The sequence below is a fragment of the Micromonospora sp. NPDC004336 genome, from assembly GCF_053602615.1.
On the sequence record NZ_JBSGDY010000150.1, the window covers coordinates 1 to 15677 of the forward strand.

General features: G+C 77.1%; 12 protein-coding genes and 1 pseudogene. 11 read left to right on the forward strand and 2 right to left on the reverse strand.

The genetic code is table 11. The features are described 5' to 3' along the window. The 4 genes from ACWENR_RS24325 to ACWENR_RS24340 all read left to right on the forward strand — a co-directional run. Nucleotides 1–748 (forward strand): sensor histidine kinase (locus tag ACWENR_RS24325; protein WP_452279276.1); only part of this gene is annotated, 748 nt, incomplete at its 5' end. A gap of 62 nt (nucleotides 749–810) precedes the next feature. Beyond that, nucleotides 811–2439 carry a S1C family serine protease gene (locus ACWENR_RS24330; RefSeq protein ID WP_452279277.1) on the forward strand — a complete coding sequence of 543 codons (1629 nt, stop codon included), beginning with the start codon at nucleotides 811–813 and terminating at the stop codon, nucleotides 2437–2439. Nucleotides 2440–2613: 174 nt separating this feature from the next. Further along, a complete protein-coding gene (locus ACWENR_RS24335; RefSeq protein WP_452279278.1) occupies nucleotides 2614–3285 on the forward strand; it encodes a BON domain-containing protein in 672 nt (223 codons plus the stop codon). A 183-nt stretch (nucleotides 3286–3468) separates the two neighbouring features. After that, nucleotides 3469–4530 carry a glycosyltransferase family 4 protein gene (locus tag ACWENR_RS24340; protein ID WP_452279286.1) on the forward strand — a complete coding sequence of 354 codons (1062 nt, stop codon included), beginning with the start codon at nucleotides 3469–3471 and terminating at the stop codon, nucleotides 4528–4530. An 83-nt stretch (nucleotides 4531–4613) separates the two neighbouring features. On the opposite strand, the gene ACWENR_RS24345 is transcribed toward ACWENR_RS24340, so the two are convergent. Continuing rightward, nucleotides 4614–6317, reverse strand: coding sequence for a serine/threonine-protein kinase (locus ACWENR_RS24345; RefSeq protein WP_452279279.1), 1704 nt, complete (start codon nucleotides 6315–6317; stop codon nucleotides 4614–4616). Nucleotides 6318–6473: 156 nt separating this feature from the next. On the opposite strand from ACWENR_RS24345, the gene ACWENR_RS24350 reads away from it, so the two are divergent. The 5 genes from ACWENR_RS24350 to ACWENR_RS24370 all read left to right on the forward strand — a co-directional run bounded on the left by ACWENR_RS24350 (nucleotide 6474) and on the right by ACWENR_RS24370 (nucleotide 13863). Beyond that, nucleotides 6474–7307 (forward strand): patatin-like phospholipase family protein, encoded by an 834-nt coding sequence (locus ACWENR_RS24350; protein ID WP_452279280.1) that lies wholly within the window; start codon nucleotides 6474–6476, stop codon nucleotides 7305–7307. Continuing rightward, nucleotides 7307–8323, forward strand: coding sequence for a 1-acyl-sn-glycerol-3-phosphate acyltransferase (locus ACWENR_RS24355; RefSeq protein ID WP_452279281.1), 1017 nt, complete (start codon nucleotides 7307–7309; stop codon nucleotides 8321–8323). The genes ACWENR_RS24350 and ACWENR_RS24355 overlap by 1 nt, the downstream gene beginning before the upstream one ends. Before the next feature lie 9 nt (nucleotides 8324–8332). After that, entirely contained in the window at nucleotides 8333–8653 is a 321-nt protein-coding gene (gene cutA, locus ACWENR_RS24360) for a divalent-cation tolerance protein CutA (RefSeq protein WP_091103345.1), read from the forward strand. Nucleotides 8654–8700: 47 nt separating this feature from the next. Beyond that, nucleotides 8701–12639, forward strand: a complete 3939-nt coding sequence (locus tag ACWENR_RS24365) for an SCO7613 C-terminal domain-containing membrane protein (RefSeq protein ID WP_452279282.1) — start codon at nucleotides 8701–8703, stop codon at nucleotides 12637–12639. Between the two features lie 174 nt (nucleotides 12640–12813). Beyond that, complete coding sequence (locus ACWENR_RS24370; RefSeq protein ID WP_452279283.1) at nucleotides 12814–13863, forward strand: fatty acid desaturase family protein; 1050 nt, start codon at nucleotides 12814–12816, stop codon at nucleotides 13861–13863. Nucleotides 13864–13921: 58 nt separating this feature from the next. Here the strand turns inward: ACWENR_RS24370 and ACWENR_RS24375 are convergent, their stop codons facing one another. After that, entirely contained in the window at nucleotides 13922–14695 is a 774-nt protein-coding gene (locus ACWENR_RS24375) for a hypothetical protein (protein ID WP_452279284.1), read from the reverse strand. Between the two features lie 185 nt (nucleotides 14696–14880). On the opposite strand from ACWENR_RS24375, the gene ACWENR_RS24380 reads away from it, so the two are divergent. Together ACWENR_RS24380 and ACWENR_RS24385 are read left to right on the forward strand one after the other, a co-directional pair. Continuing rightward, nucleotides 14881–15174: a 4a-hydroxytetrahydrobiopterin dehydratase gene (locus tag ACWENR_RS24380; RefSeq protein WP_452279285.1), complete on the forward strand. Its 294-nt coding sequence runs from the start codon at nucleotides 14881–14883 to the stop codon at nucleotides 15172–15174. Further along, nucleotides 15171–15677: pseudogene (locus ACWENR_RS24385) on the forward strand (FHA domain-containing protein); the annotation flags it as partial. The gene ACWENR_RS24380 and the pseudogene ACWENR_RS24385, both read left to right, overlap by 4 nt.

Consider the following 15677-nt stretch of genomic DNA (forward strand, 5'->3'; position numbering starts at 1 on the left):
CGCCGCGCTGACGTTGGCCGCGAGCGGCGCCGAGGAGCGGATGCGGCAGTTCGTCGCGGACGCCTCGCACGAGCTGCGGACCCCGCTGACCACCATCCGGGGCTTCGCCGAGCTGTACCGGCAGGGCGCGGCGAGCGCCCCGGAACAGACCGCGGACCTGCTGCGCCGGATCGAGCAGGAGGCGGCCCGGATGGGCCTGCTGGTGGAGGACCTGCTGCTGCTGGCACGGCTGGACCGGGAACGGCCGCTCTCCCTCGCCCCGGTGGAGCTGCCCGTGCTGGCCAGCGACGCGGTCGAGGCCGCCCGGGTGATGGCGCCGGAGCGCAGGGTGGAACTGGAGATCGAGCCCGGGTCCGGCCCGCTGGTGGTCTACGGCGACGACGCCCGGCTCCGCCAGGTGATCGGCAACCTGATGACCAACGCCCTCACGCACACCCCGCCGGAGGCCTCGGTGACCCTGCGGCTGCGGGCCGAGGCGGGCAACCTCGCCGTGGCGGAGGTGGCGGACACCGGCCCCGGGCTGACCCCCGACCAGGCGGAACGGGTCTTCGAGCGCTTCTACCGCGTCGACGCGGCGCGTACCCGGCGGGCCGGCGGCAACACCGGCACCGGGCTCGGCCTGGCCATCGTCGCGGCACTGGTGCGGGCCCACCACGGCACGGTCGAGGTGACCGACACCCCGGGCGGGGGGTCGACCTTCCGGGTCCGGCTGCCGCTCGCGCCCGACACCGAGGGCGACGGCGAGTGACTTTCAGCCAACATTCAGGTCCGTTCCAGGCTGGTCGCAGTGGCACGAGCGAAGCTGGGTCCATGACCGAGTTCGAGTCCGACCCGCAGCGCCGGCCGGCCGCCACCGACGCCGAGCCGTCGCACCCCACCGCCGAGCTGCCCCGCGCCGAGCGCGCGCAGTCCGACTCCCCGTCGACCGCCGACACCGTGGCCATGGAGACCGTGCCCTCCGGCCCTTCCGCGCCGGCGTCCGCCGAGACGCCCCGCACCCCCGAGCCCGGCGCGACCGCCGAGATGCCGACCGCCACCGATGCGGCCGGCCGCGCCCCGGCGCCGGCCCCCGCCGACACGGCCTCCGCCGCCCCGGCCGCCTGGTCCGCCCCGGCGGGCCCGGCTGCTCCGGCTGCCCCGGCGGGCCCGGCTGCCCCGGCGGGCCCGGCTGCCCCGGCGGCCACCCCGTCCTACCCGGGCGAGCACCGGCCCGCCGGCCACCCCCAGGGCCAGCCCGGCTACCCGCCGGCCGCCTCGTACCCCGCCGCGCCGTTCCAAGGCCCGCAGCAGTCCGGCTGGAGTGGGGGCCAGTCGGGCTACGCCCAGCATCCGGGCCACCCCTACCAGCCGGGCAAGCCCTGGGCACCCGCGCCGGCGGCCGCGCCCCGGCCGGGCCGGATCGCCAAGTTCGCCGGCGCCGGCGTCGCGGTCTTCGCCCTGATGCTCGGCTCGGGCGTGGCCGGCGGCGTCTTCGCGCTCGCCGTCGACGGCGACTCCGGGACCACCCGCACCTACTCGGCGGCACCCGTGATCAACGGCGCCGACCTGCCCCGGATCGCCGCCGCGGTCCAGCCCAGCGTGGTCTCCATCGCCACCGACAGCGGCGAGGGCTCCGGCGTGATCCTCACCGCCGACGGTTTCGTGCTCACCAACAACCACGTGGTCGCCTCCGCCGGCCGGGACAGCGTGCGGGTGGTCTTCGCCGACGGCAAGACCGCCGAGGCGCGGATCGTCGGCACCGACCCGAAGACCGACCTCGCGGTGGTGCGGGCCACCGGCGTCGACGACCTGAAGCCGGCCACGTTCGGCGACAGCGACGCGATGCAGGTCGGCGACCAGGTCCTCGCCCTCGGCAGCCCGCTGGGCCTGCAGGGTTCGGTCACCGCCGGCATCCTCAGCGCCCGGGACCGCACCATCCAGGCCGGCAGCGGCCGGCAGCAGCAGGAGCAGGGCCAGGGCGCCAGCTCCATCGCCGGGCTGCTCCAGACCGACGCGCCGATCAACCCGGGCAACTCCGGCGGCGCCCTGGTCAACACCCGCGGCGAGGTGATCGGCATCAACACGGCGATCGCCACCGCCGGGCAGGGCAACACCGGCAACATCGGCGTCGGGTTCGCGATCCCCAGCAACAAGGCCAAGGACGTCGCCGGCAAGCTCCAGCGCGGCGAGAAGGTGAGCCACCCGTCCCTCGGCGTCAGCGTGACGGCGGCCGAGGGCGGCGGGGCCCTGGTCGCCGCCGTCACCGCCGGCAGCGCCGCCGAGAAGGCCGGGCTCCAGCGCGGAGACGTGATCACCCGGTTCGGCGACAAGGTCGTCAACGACTCCGACGACCTGGTCGGCGCGGTGCAGGCCGGCAAGGTCGGCGACCGGGTCGAGGTGACCTACAAGCGCAACGGCGCCGAATCCAGGGCAACCGTGACGCTCGCCGAGACGTCGTAACCCGTACCGAGACTTTCCTCCTCCCTCCGGCGGCGGGTGGCGGGGCCAAGGGGGTTGGCTCCGTCGCCCGCCGCTCCCTCCTCGACGGCGGTTCACCCGGTGCGGGTGAGCCGCCGTCACCCGTCCCGGCGGCAGGGTCGGTGGCAGACCCGGCGAGGCGTACGGAGGGGTGCGATGACCACGGCAGCGGCCGCCCGGACCGACGAGCGGATCCAGCGGGACGTGCTCGACGAACTGGCCTGGGACGCCCAGGTGCAGCCGAACGACATCGGGGTGACCGTGGCCGACGGCGTGGTCACCCTGACCGGCTGGGTGGACGGCTACCCCCGCAGGTGGGCGGCGCAACGCTGCGCGCAGCGGGTACGCGGGGTGCGGGCGGTCGCCGACGACATCGAGGTGCGCCTGCCGGGCGAGGCGGGGCGTACGGACGCCGAGATCGCGATCGCGGCGAGCCGGGCCCTGGAGTGGGACAGCTTCGTCCCCGCCGAGCGGCTGGACGTCACCGTGGCCAACGGCTGGGTGATGCTGCGCGGCGAGGTGGAGTTCGGCTGGCAGCGGCGTACCGCCGAACGGGAGCTGCGCCGGCTGCGCGGCGTACGCGGGGTGACGAACCTGGTCGAGGTGCGGCCCGCCGCCGGCGCCGACCCCGGGCGGATCCGGGACGACCTGCGGCGGGCGCTGCTGCGGGGCATCGGCACGGAACGGGTGACCGTCGAGCTGGACGGCGACACGGTCGTCCTCGGCGGGGTGGTCCGGTCCTGGTGGGAGCGGGACGAGGCGGAGCGAATGGCCTGGTCGACCGAGGGCGTGCGGGCGGTGCGGGACCAGCTCCTCGTGGGCGGGTGAGCGCCCGGCTTGTCCGGTTTAGCGGTGCGCCCGTCGGGAAGACGTCCGCCGACCCCGCCGAGCGCGGGAACCGGTCGCGCGCCCGTCCGGGCCGCCCACCACACCAGTGACCGACGGGGAGGACTCGTGGCCAGGAACCACCCGCCGACCGACCGCGTGGCGCAACGGCCCCTGCGGATCGCGATGGTGGTCCCGCCGTGGCTGTCGGTGCCGCCGCCCGGCTACGGCGGGCTGGAACAGGTGGTGACCGGGCTGGTGGACGCCCTGGTCGACCGGGGCCACGCGGTGACCGTCTTCGGCGCGGGCCGGGAGCACGGTACCGCCGGCGCCTTCGTCTCCACCGCGCCCGACCTCCAGTACGAACGCCTCGGCGAGTCACTGCCCGAACTGGCCCACCTGGCCCGGGTCAACCACCTCGTCGACGCGACCGACTTCGACGTCGTCCACGACCACACCACGATCGGCCCGCTGGTCGCCGGCCGCCGGGCCGTGCCCACCGTGGCGACCGTGCACGGCAACCCCGTCGGCGAGTACGGCGACGTGCTCAGCGACACCGACCGGGGCGTCGGACTGGTGGCCATCTCCCACGCCCAGCGCCGGCTCAACCCGGGGCTGCCCTGGGTCGGCACCGTGCACAACGCGATGGACGTCCGGGGCATCCCGCACAAGACCGCGCCCAGCCGCGGGCCGGTGCTCTGGCTGGCCCGGTTCAGCCCCGACAAGGGCCCGGACGCCGCGATCCGCGCGTGCCGGGCGGCCGGCCTGCCGCTCGTGCTCGCCGGCAAGTGCAACGAGCCCGCCGAGCGTCGCTACTACGACCAGGTGGTCCGGCCGATGCTCGGCGACGACGTCCGCGTCGTGCTCGACGCCGACCGGGCCGAGGCGCTGCGGCTGCTGGTCGAGGCCCGGTGCCTGATCATGCCGATCCAGTGGGAGGAGCCGTTCGGCATGGTGATCGTGGAGGCCATGGCGACCGGCACGCCGGTGGTGGCGCTGAACCGGGGGGCCGTGCCGGAACTCGTCCGGCCCGGGGTGACGGGCCTGATCTGCGACCGCCTGGACGACCTGCCCGGCGCGCTGCGCGCCGCGCCCGACCTCGACCCGGCGGCCTGCGTCGCGCACGTGGCACGGAACTTCACCACGGAGCAGATCGCCGTCGGCTACGAGCGGGTGTACCGCCGCTTCACCGCCGCCGGGACCCGCTCCGGCGAGGCCCGGGAGCTGACCCGCGCGGCGGCGCGCTGACCCGCGCAGGGGCGCGCTGACCCGCGCGGGGGCGCGCTGACCCGCGCGGTGGCGCTGACCCCGCGCGACCGGTCACGACCCGGTCAGGCATGGGTGGCGGCGAGCGCGGTGATCGCGCGGTCGAGGCGGCGGGCGTACGACTCGGTGATGGCGCCCTCGCCGCGGCGGACCGCGACCTTGTCCCGGAGCCGGGCGACCCGCTCGCCCAGGTCGCCCGCGCCGGCGCGGGCCGCGTCGGTCAGGTTGCGCAGCTCGTTGCGGAAGTCCTGGCCGACGTCCGGGCGGATGCCGCCGTCGTCGAGGCCGGCGCCGATCAGGCCGTCGAGCCGGTTCGCGGCCTCGACCAGGTCCCCGGGCGCCGGGGCCGTCGTCGGGGCCGGCCCGGTCGTGACCGGCGGGGCGGTCGTCGGGGACGCCGACGGTGGCGGTGCGGCGGCCGGCGACGTGGCGGAGGCGGTCGGCGCGGCCGGGCCGGTGGTGGGCAGCGACCGGGGCGGCTGGGCCTCCTCCGGACGGAACGCCGGCACGGCCAGCGCCACCCCGACGACCAGCACGACCGGCACGACCAGCGCGGGCCGCGGCAGCCGGCGCCGGGGGCGTCCCCGGGCGTGCCGGGCAGCGCGCGGCTCCGCCGGCCCGCCCGTGCCGGCGGCCTGTCCCGTGCCGGCGGCCTGTCCCGTGCCGGCGGCCTGTCCCGCTTCGGTGGGTCGTCCCGCGCCGGCGGCCTGGTTCGCGCCGGTCGGTCGTCCCGTGCCGGCGGTCTGTTCCGCGCCGGCGGTCTGTTCCGCGCCGGCGGCCTGTTCCGCGCCGGCGGCCTGTTCCGCGCCGGCGGGTCGTTCCGCGCCGGCGGGCGGGGGCGGGACCGCCGTGCCGGCCGGCGGGGTCGGCTGCGGGGGCGCGACGGCCGGGAGGGTCATCGTCGGCGCGAGCATGGTGGCGGCCTGCGGGTCGGCCGGGAGCAGCTGGTCGCGCAGGATCGTGGCGACCTGCCGGGCGGTGGGCCGCTCCAGCGGGTCCCGGGCCAGGCAGCGCAGGCAGACGCGGGCCACCTCGGGCGGCAGACCCGGCAGGCCGGCCAGCGGGGGCGGGCCGTCGCCGGCCAGCGCCTCGCTGAGCTGCTCCCAGGTGTCCGCCGGGTACGGCACCCGGCCGGTCAGCGCCTCGTAGAGCAGCACGCCGAGGGAGTAGACGTCCGTGGCCGGCTGCGCGGGCGCCCCGTCGAGCCGTTCCGGCGCCACGTACGCGGGCGTGCCGAAGGTGCCGCCGTCCTCGTCGTCGTCGGGCGTGCCGATCCGGGTGGCGATGCCGAAGTCGAGCACCTTGACGCCGGCCCGGGTCATCATCACGTTGGCCGGGGTGATGTCCCGGTGCACGATGCCGAGCCGGTGCGCGGCGGCGAGCGCGTCGGCCACCTGGGCGGCCACCTCGACCGCGTCGGCCCACGGCAGCGGCCCCTCGGTCAGCCGGAACTCCAGTTCCTCGCCGGTCAGCAGCTCCATCACCACGAACGAGGTGATCGACCCGTCGGGCGCCACGGTCTCGCCGTAGTCGTGCACGGAGGTGACGTGCGGGTGGACGAGCTGGGCGGCGGCGCGGGCCTCCTCGCGCACCATGTCGCGGAAGCGGGCGTCGGCGGCGAGCGACGGGGCCAGCACCTTCAGCGCCACGACCCGGTCCAGCACCTCGTCCCGGGCCCGCCAGATCACCGACATGCCACCGGCCCCGATCTGGTCGAGGAGCCGGTACCGGCGGGACAGCAGGCGGCCGGAGTGCAGTGCTGGCTTCACGGGGATCGCACCTGCCTCGCTGTGGGAGCGCTATCAGGTTGCGTCAATGTGTCCGGCCTGTCAACGCCCGTCGCGGCGGGCCCCCTGCTCCGGACGGGGGCACGTTGCCCGCGCCTGTCGGAGGCGACGGTGCGGGCGCGTGCCAGGATGGGGCGCATGGCGCGGGGACCGGTGGCGTTCGTGCTCGGGGGCGGGGGAGTCCTCGGCGCGGTCGAGGTGGGGATGCTGCGTGCCCTGTTCCGGGCCGGGATCCGGCCCGACATGGTGCTCGGCACGTCGATCGGGGCGGTAAACGGCGCGCTGGTCGCCGCCGAACCCGCCGAGTCGGTCACCGACCGGCTGGTCCGGCTCTGGGCCTCGCCCGAGGCGAGCGAGGTCTACGGCGACTCGGTGGCGCGGCAGCTGCGCCGGTTCGCCGCCCGGACCCACCTGCACTCGCCCCGCCCGCTGCGCAAGCTGCTGGAGGCCGAGCTGGGCGCGGAGACCACCTTCGCCGACCTCCAGGTGCCGTTCCGCTGCTGCGCGGCCAACATCGAACGCGCCGCCGAGCACTGGTTCGACAGCGGACCGCTGGTGCCGGCCGTGCTCGCCTCCGCCTCGGTGCCGGGGCTGCTGCCGCCGGCCCGGATCGGCGACGAGCACTTCGTCGACGGCGGGATCGTCAACTCGATCCCGATCGGCGAGGCGGTCGCGGCGGGCGCCGGGCGGATCTTCGTACTCCAGGTGGGCCGGATCGAACGGGAGCTGAGCCCGCCCCGCCGGCCGTGGGAGATCGCGCAGGTCGCGTTCGAGATCGCCCGGCGGCACCGGTTCGCCCGCGAGATGGCCGCCCTGCCCGCCGGGGTCGAGGTGCACGTGCTGCCCACCGGCGGGCTGAACCCGCGCGACGACACCCCCTGGGCCTACCGGGACATGGCGGCGGTGGGGCGGCGGATCAGCCGGGCGTACACGGCCTCGCGGCACTACCTGGCGACCCAGTTGGAGCGCTGATGCCCCTGCCGCCGTGGTGGGTACGCCGGCTGGTCCTGGCCCCCGGCGCGGTGCTGCTCGCCTTCCTCGTGGTGACCACCCTGCCGGTCTGGGCGTTCCTCGCGGCGGCGGCCTCGCCGCTGGTCCCGGGCCGGCTGCGGCCGCTGCGACTGCTCTGGATCGGCTGCGTCTACCTGGTCTGGGACGCGGTGGCGCTGCTGGCGCTCTTCGGGCTCTGGGTCGCCTCCGGCTTCGGCTGGCGGGTCGGGTCGCCGGCCTTCCAGCGGGCGCACTACCTGCTCGCCGGCCGGTTCCTGCGGGTGCTCTTCTGGCAGGCCCGCTGGACGCTGCACCTGAGCATCGACGTGGTGGGCACCGACCCGGACACGGCGCTGCCCGGCCGGCCCGAGCTGGTGGTCTGCCGGCACGCCGGCCCCGGCGACTCGTTCATCCTGATCCACGCCCTGGTGAACTGGTTCAACCGGGAGCCGCGGATCGTGCTCAAGGACAGCCTCCAGTGGGACCCGGCGATCGACGTGCTGCTCAACCGGCTGCCCACCCGCTTCCTCGCCCCCGGCCACGACCGGCGGGGCTCGGTGACCGAGCAGATCGGGCACCTGGCCGAGGGGCTGGACGACGACGACGCGTTCGTGATCTTCCCCGAGGGCGGCAACTTCACCCCCGACCGCCGGCTGCGGGCCATCGCCCGGCTGCGCGCGCTGGGCCTGGAGCGGATGGCGCTACGCGCCGAGCGGATGCGGCACGTGCTCGCCCCGCAGCCCGGCGGGCTGCTCGCCGCCCTGGACGCCGCCCCGGACGCCGGGGTGATCTTCGTGGCGCACACCGGGCTGGACCGGATGCTGACCGTCGCCGACGTGTGGCGGGAACTGCCGATGGACAAGCGGATCGTGATGCGGTTCTGGTCGGTGCCCCCGGAGGAGGTGCCGGCCGGCCGGCAGGAGCGGATCGACTGGCTTTTCGACTGGTGGGCGCGGATCGACGACTGGATCGCGGCCAATCGGGACGGCGCCGCGTAGGGTGCGCTCGTGGACCAGATCTGCGTGGTGACGACGGTGGTGGACGCGCGGTCGGTCGCCGACGTGCTGGCGGCCGCGGCCGTCGCCGGTCGGCTGGCGGCCTGCGCGCAGGTGGGCGGCCAGGTGGACAGCACCTACTGGTGGCGTTCGGGGGTGGAGACCAGCACCGAGTGGTCGGTGCAGTTCAAGACCGCGCCGGACCGGGCCGCCGCGCTGGTGGAGCAGATCCGGGCCAGCCATCCGTACGAGGTGCCGGAGATCCTCGTGAGCCGGGTGGACAGCGGCGACCCCGCGTACGCCGCCTGGGTGCACGAGCACACCCGTCCCTGAGTACGCGCACTCTGGGGCGGTGACTGCCGCCGGCCGAGAATGACCGGGTGCAGAACGTCGGCTACCCCTGTCCCGCCTGCGGCGCGCCGGCGGATCTCGCCGCCGGGTGCTCCGGTTGCGGGCGACCGCCGTACCCGCCCGCCGCCGAGGTGATCCGGCTCGACGGGGAGATCGTCGTGCTCGCCGGTGAGGCGGAGCGGGCCCGCGCGGCGTACCAGGGGCTGGTGGACCGGCTGGCGGTGAGCCGGCGGCGCCGGGCGGAGCTGGCCGCCGCGATCCGGGCGCAGTTCCCCGGCCCCGCCGCGCATCCGACACCCGCCGCGCGCCCGGCGCCGGCCTGGCGTCCGGTTCCGGCCCGACCGGTGGCTGCCCACCCGGCGCCGGCCCCGGCGGGGGCGGCGTGGCCGGGGCGGGGGCCGGTCGCGCCGGTCGGCGCGGTCGTCGGCGGGGCGGAGACCTCGACCCGGACGGTGCAGAGCCTGCTGTTCGTCCTCGGCGGGCTGCTGCTGGGCACCGCGGCGGTGGTCTTCACGGCGGTCGCGTGGGCGGCGGTCGGGGTCGCCGGGCGGGCACTGATCCTCGCCGCGTTCACCGCGCTCGCCCTGGCCGCGCCGCTGGTGGCGGTCCGGAGGCGGCTGCGCGGCACCGCGGAGACGTTCGCCGCGGTGGGGCTGCTGCTGGTGCTCCTCGACGGGTACGCCGCCTGGTCCGTGGACCTGTTCGGGGTGACCGGCTGGCCCGCCACCCGCTACGCCGCGCTGGTCGGGGGGATCGGCGTGGCGGTGGCCGCCGGGTACGCCCGGCTCAGCGGGCTGACCGTGCCGTGGTTCGCGGCGCTGGTGGTCGCGCAGCCGGTGCTGCCCCTGCTCGCGGCCGGCGCCCGGCCGGACGCCGCCGGCTGGTCGGTGGTCCTGGTCGGGGTGGCGCTGCTGAACCTGGCGGTGCTGGTCGCGCTGCGCCGCCGGAGCCGGCCGGCGGCCGGTGTCGCGACCCCGGCCGGAGGGGTGCCGGGGATCGCGACGGCCGGGGCCCCGGTGGAGCCGGCGGGGTCACCCGGGCCGGCGGCGCCCCTGCCGGGGGCCTCCGTGCCGGCGGGGGCGTCCGGCCCGACGGCGGCACCCGGTCCGGCGGCGCCCGTGCCGGGGGCCGGGGCGACGGAGCCGAGGGTCGGGGCTCCCGGGCCGGCGGGCGGAACGGGGGAGCGCCCCGTGGTCCTCGCGGGGCGCGTCGTCGCCTGGATCGGGTACGCCGCCGCGCTGACGTTGGCCGCGAGCGGCGCGCTTGTGCCGTTGGCCGTCGGCCGGGCCGCCGGCACCCCGCTGCTTGCCGGGGCGCCGCTGCTGCTGGCGGCGCTGACGCTGCTCGGCGCGGCGCTGCTCACCGGCGGGCGGGTGTTCCGCGCCGTCGCCGCCGGGTCGCTGGTGCCGGTGCTGGCCGGCGCGGTCGTCCGCCCGATCGCGGAGCTGTGGCCGTCGCCGGCGCCGCTGCTCGCGGCGCTCGTCGTGGTGGCGCTGGCCGGGGCGGTGCGGCTGCTGCCCGCCGGGTGGCGGACCGGCCCCCGGTTCGGCGCGCTGCTGGTGGCCGGGGGGACGGCCCAGCTCGCCGTGCTGGCGGCCGTCCTGCTCGCCGGCGCCGCGGCCGGCCGGTCGCTGCCCCCGTGGCAGGGCGCCGCCGCCGGGCCGGACGTCGCGCGGGGATGGCAGTTGCCCCTGGTGGTCGCGTCGACGCTCGCGGCCCTGGGGCTGCTGCTGCCCCGCGCCGCCCGGCCGGCGCTCGCCGCGTTCGCCGTGGCGGCCACCGTGCTCGCGGTGCCCGCCGCCTGGCCGTCGCCGTGGCCCGCGGTGGTGGCCCTTGACCTGGCGGCGGGGGCCGGTCTGCTGGCCGTCTCGGTGGGCCGGACGGCCGTCCGGTCCTGGACGGTGGCGACCGCGGCGGTGTCCGGGGCCTTCCTGCTCGGACACGGGCTGCTGGTGGGGCTCGCGGACCCCGGCGGCGCGGCGGCGGCACTCGCGGTGGTCCTCGCGGCCGGGCTCGCCGCGGCCTCCGCCGGGCGGCGCGGCACGGCCGTCCAGCGGGGGGTCGCCGGGGTCTGCCTGGCCGTCGCACCGCTCGCGGCGCCGGCCGGCGCGGCCGTCGCCATGATCGCCGCCGGGGCGCCTGCCTGGTGGCAGGCGCGGGCGGCGCTCGCCGCCGTCGGGCTGCTGCCGGCCGGGCTGCTCGCGGTCCGTCGGTACTGGCCCGACCTGCGGGCGTACGGCAGCGTCGCGCTCGCCGTCGCGGTCACGCTGGTCGGATTGGCGCCGCTGGTCGTGCCGGCCGACGAGCCGGTGACCCTCTACGCCGCCGTGGCGGTCCTGCTGGCGGCGCTCGGCGGGGCGGCGCGCCCGGGCATCGTCCTGCGGGTGGTCGGCGTCGGGCTGCTGGTGATCTCCGTCGTCGCCGCCGCGCCGGTCGCGCTCACGGCGCTCCTCGCCCCGTACGGCGGGGTGTCGCCCTGGTCCGGGGCGCCCGCCGTCGCACCCGCGCCGGAGGCGTTCCCCGCCGGCGTGGCGCTGGCCGTGCTGGCGGTGGCCGCGATCCTGGTCGCCCGCCCCGGCGAAGCCGCCCCGTCCGGCGCCGGGGAGCCGGGTGTGCCGCGCCCGCACCCGGGCACGTCGGGGGTCGACCGCTCCGACGCGGGCGGGCCGCCTGCCGCCGGCCCCGGTGCGTCGGGCGGCGCGGCGCCGGCGCGCGCCGGGCAGTGGCGGGCTGTGCTGGCCGCGCTGCCGTTCGCCGCGACCGCGCTGCCGGTGCTGCTCGTGGCCGCCGGCGCGCCGTGGCCGGTGACGCCGGCCGCCACGCTGCTCGTCGGGGTGGCCGTGGTGCTGGTCGCCGCCCTGGCCGCGCCCCGGGCGCTGCTCGTCCCGGTCGCCGTGCCGGTGGGGCTGGCGCTGACCGGTGCCGGGCTGCTGGGGCTGCTGGCCACCCGGGCGGGCACGCTCGCGGGCCTGGGCGTGTTGGTGGTGGCGGCGACCGTGGTCGGCGCGGCCGCGCGCCGGGACGAGGCCCGGCTCGCCGGTTGCCTGGTCGCGGTGGCCGCCGCGACCGGCCTGGCGGTCACCGCCCCGCTGGCCGGCGGGCTGCCGCTGCGGACGGCCGCGTTCAGCGTGCTCGCGGTGGCGGTGCTGACGCTGGCCGCCGCCGCCCTGCTCGGCGGCCCCCGGACCGCCGCCGTCGCCGGCCCTCGCGCCGCTGCCGGCGTCGGCGCCGGCCCTCGCGCCGCCGTCGCCGCCGGCCCTCGCGCCGCTGCCGCCGCCGTCGCCGGCCCGGCTCGGCGGAGGGCGGGCACGGCGGTGGTCCTGGAGGCGGCCGCCCAGGCGGTGGCGCTGGTCGCGCTGCTGCTCGCGGTCGGCACGCTCCGGTACGCCGCGGCGGTCTGCGTGCTGTGGGGCGCCGCCGTCGCGCTGCGGGTGCTGCGCCGGGGCGAGTCGGCGGGCCGGCGCTGGGCCTTCGCGGGCATCGCCGGCGGCAGCGAGCTGCTCGGCGGCTGGCTGCTGCTGGCCGCCGGGAAGGTGGCGCTGCTGGAGGCGTACACGGTGCCGGCGGCGGCGCTGGCCCTCGTGGCCGGCGTGGCGGCGCTGCGCACCCGGCCCGGGCTGAACAGTTGGCTGGCGCTCGGCCCGGGGCTCGCGGCCGCCCTGCTGCCGAGCCTGGTGTCGGTGCTGGTGGCGCCGGACCCGCAGCCCTGGCGGCGGCTGCTGCTGGGCACGGTCGCGCTCGGCGCGGTGCTCGCCGGGGCGACGCGCCGCTGGCAGGCGCCGGTGCTGCTCGGCGGGGTCACCCTGGCCCTGCTCGCGCTGCACGAGCTGGCCCGCGGCTGGGACCTGCTGCCCCGGTGGATCTTCCTCGCCGTCGGCGGGTTCGCGCTGATCGGCCTCGCCGCCACGTACGAGCGACGGCGGCGCGACCTGGCCCGGCTCCGGGCCGCCGTCGGCCGGATGGGCTGACCGGCCGAGCCCCGCCCGGCGGGACCGTCGACCGGCACCGAGGGGACGGGGTAGGGCCTGCCCTACCCCCGGTCCGGGGGTTGACAGGGTTACTCAGAGCAACCGGAATCCGCAGACTGGACGGGAGGGGCGCGCCGGCCGGCGCGGCCCGGGGGTCGAGGAACGGGAGCCGCGATGGTGCTCGCAGCGGTGGCGGAACCGCCGGTACGGCGGGGCAGTGACTACGCACAGTTGTCCCGACGGATCAGCGGGGCGGGCCTGCTGGAGCGGCGGCCGGGGCGGTACGTGACGCGGATCGTGCTCACCCTCGGCGTCTTCGCGGCGGCCTGGGCGGTCGTCGGGCTGGTGGGCGACTCCTGGGCGCAGCTCCTGGTCGCCGCCTTCCTGGCCGTCGCCACCACGCAGGTCGCGTTCCTCGGGCACGACGCCGGGCACCGCCAGATGTTCCGCCGGCGCGGGCCGAGCGAGGCGGTGGGCCTGCTCGCCGGCAACCTGGCGGTGGGGCTGAGCTACGGCTGGTGGGTCGACAAGCACAACCGGCACCACGCCAACCCCAACCACGAGGACGAGGACCCGGACGTCGGGGCGGGCGCGCTGGTCTGGACGTACGAGCAGGCGGCCGGGACGCGCGGCTTCGGCCGCTGGCTGGCCCGCCGGCAGGCGTGGCTGTTCTTCCCGATGCTGCTGCTGGAGGGGCTAGCCCTGCACGTGGCGAGCGTACGGGCGGTGGTGGGGCGGGAGCCGGACGGCCGGTTCAGCACCCCGATGCGGCACCGCAGGGTCGAGGCGCTGCTGCTGGGCCTGCACGCGGTGGGCTACCTCGGCGCGCTGCTGCTGGTGATGTCGCCGATGAAGGCGCTGCTCTTCGTGGCCGTCCACCAGGGACTGTGGGGCCTCTACATGGGCTGCTCGTTCGCCCCGAACCACAAGGGGATGCCGATGCCGACCGCCGACGACGACCTCGACTTCCTGCGCAAGCAGGTGTTGACCTCGCGCAACGTCCGGGGCGGCCGGGTCGTCGACTTCGCCCTCGGCGGGCTCAACTACCAGATCGAGCACCACCTGTTCCCGAACATGCCCCGGGCGAACCTGCGCCGGGCACAGCCGATCGTGGCCGCGTACTGCGCGGAGCGCGGCATCCCGTACGCGCAGACGGGGCTGGTCGAGTCGTACCGTCAGGCGCTGGCGCACCTGCACGAGGTGGGCCGGCCGCTGCGCGGCTGAGCCGAGACGTGGATGGGGGCGGCGCCGACGGCGCCGCCCCCATCTCGCGTACGTCAGGTCAGGAGCCCATGGCCTTGATGAGCTCCTCCGGGGCCTCCTGCGTCTCGCTCGCGGCCGGCTTCTTCACCGAGACCGGGGCGCCGAAGTCCGAGTACGTCGTGGTCATCATGCCCAGCGACTCGTGCAGCACGCTGGTGTCGATGGCGAACTCGACGAGCCGGCCCTGGTCGTCCACCTTGGCGGTGAACGGCACGGACTTGGCCTTCTCGCCGAGGGCCTGGATGGCCTTGTCCTCGCTCTTGGTGCGCGTGTAGTCGAGCGTGCCGGCGAACGCGCCCTCGCCGGTCTTCTTCACGTCCACCACGCTGTCGATCATCTGCTTCGCGCCGCCCGGGTCGCCCTCGGGCATCAGGTTGAGGTTGCCGCTCTTGCCGAGCTTGGTGGCGTCCATGTGCATCCACTTCTTCGGCATCCCCGCCACACCGGTGATCTTCAGGTAGGCGTCGTCGCCGAGCATGAGGACCCGGAAGGTGCCCTGCGGGCCCATCTTCATCGTCATGTCGCCGGTCTTGGTGGCCGGGTCCATCACGCCGTCACCGTCGATGACGGACGACTTGAGCTTCATCCGGACGCTCTGCTGGTTGAGCTTCAGCGCGGCGGCGCTCAGCTCGGCGCGGGCGTCCGCCGGGGCCGAGCTGGTGGCCGGTGCCGCGTTGGTGCCGCCGTTGCCGGCCGGGGTGTCCGCGTCCGTCTTCGTGCCGCACCCGGTCAGGCCGAGGCTGAGCGCGGCGACGATCGCGACCCCCGTGGTCGCCAGCCGTCGAGTGTTCATGGGGAAAATCTCCTCACGCAGGGTGGGCCGGGGCGACGAGAGTCGCGGCCCGGCCGGGCCGTCGGTCAGCCTAACGTCCGCGGTCCAGTGGGGCCTGTCCATGCGCCACCGGGCCGGCTGCCGGATGTGACACACCTCCCGCCGCTGGTCGGCGTCGTTCCGAGCGGCCCCGGTAGGGTCTCCCCATGGCAGACGTGCTCACCGCCGAGGCGGTGCGAGACGAGCTGGGCGGGCTGGCGGGCTGGTCGGGGGACCCCGCCGGGATCACCCGCACCGTTGAACTGGCCAGCTTCCCGGAGGCCGTCGCGGTCGTCGACCGGGTCGCCGCGACGGCGGAGGAACTGGACCACCACCCCGACATCGACATCCGCTGGCGCACCCTGACCTTCCGCTGCGTCACGCACTCGGCGGGCGGGGTCACCCGGCGCGACCTGGAACTGGCCAGGCGGATCGACGAGATCGTGGGGAGCGTCCGATGAGATTCGAGATCAGCAAGGTGCTGGACGCCATCGAGGGGCGGGTCTGCACCGACCCATCGCTGGCCCGGGCCGTCCTCGACCTGGCCGAGGTGATCCGCTACCAGGACATCGACGGCGGCCGGCCGGCCAGCCTGCTTCGCCTCGGCATGGTGATCGACGCCCTCGCCCGGGAGCTGGAGGAGGACAGCGTCCCCGTCTACGCGGTCGTCCACCGCGCGCTGCTCTCCGACGCGGACCTCACCTCCAACGAGCGGATGGTGGTCCGCCGGTGGGCCGACGACGGGCTGGTCGAGGTGCTCGACAACCCGGGCGACCGGATGTTCGAGGTGGCCGACCTGCTCGGGCTGCCGGTGCTCACCCGCGCGCGGGCGGACGGCCTGCGCGGGCGCTATCCCTGGCTGGTCGAGCAGGCGGGGCGCGTCCTCGCCCCGGTGCCGGGCGCCGGCGGGCCGGTCTTCATCGCCCACGTCGGCGGCGGGCACACCCCGGTCGCCGGCGACCGG

Bases quoted from the DNA above. Each gene is read 5' to 3' on its own strand.
- ACWENR_RS24380 (WP_452279285.1), top strand. From the start codon at position 14,881: ATGGCAGACGTGCTCACCGCCGAGGCGGTGCGAGACGAGCTGGGCGGG.
- ACWENR_RS24355 (WP_452279281.1), top strand. From the start codon at position 7,307: ATGCCCCTGCCGCCGTGGTGGGTACGCCGGCTGGTCCTGGCCCCCGGC.
- ACWENR_RS24370 (WP_452279283.1), top strand. From the start codon at position 12,814: ATGGTGCTCGCAGCGGTGGCGGAACCGCCGGTACGGCGGGGCAGTGAC.
- ACWENR_RS24350 (WP_452279280.1), top strand. From the start codon at position 6,474: ATGGCGCGGGGACCGGTGGCGTTCGTGCTCGGGGGCGGGGGAGTCCTC.
- ACWENR_RS24340 (WP_452279286.1), top strand. From the start codon at position 3,469: ATGGTGGTCCCGCCGTGGCTGTCGGTGCCGCCGCCCGGCTACGGCGGG.
- ACWENR_RS24330 (WP_452279277.1), top strand. From the start codon at position 811: ATGACCGAGTTCGAGTCCGACCCGCAGCGCCGGCCGGCCGCCACCGAC.
- ACWENR_RS24375 (WP_452279284.1), bottom strand. From the start codon at position 14,695: ATGAACACTCGACGGCTGGCGACCACGGGGGTCGCGATCGTCGCCGCG.
- ACWENR_RS24335 (WP_452279278.1), top strand. From the start codon at position 2,614: ATGACCACGGCAGCGGCCGCCCGGACCGACGAGCGGATCCAGCGGGAC.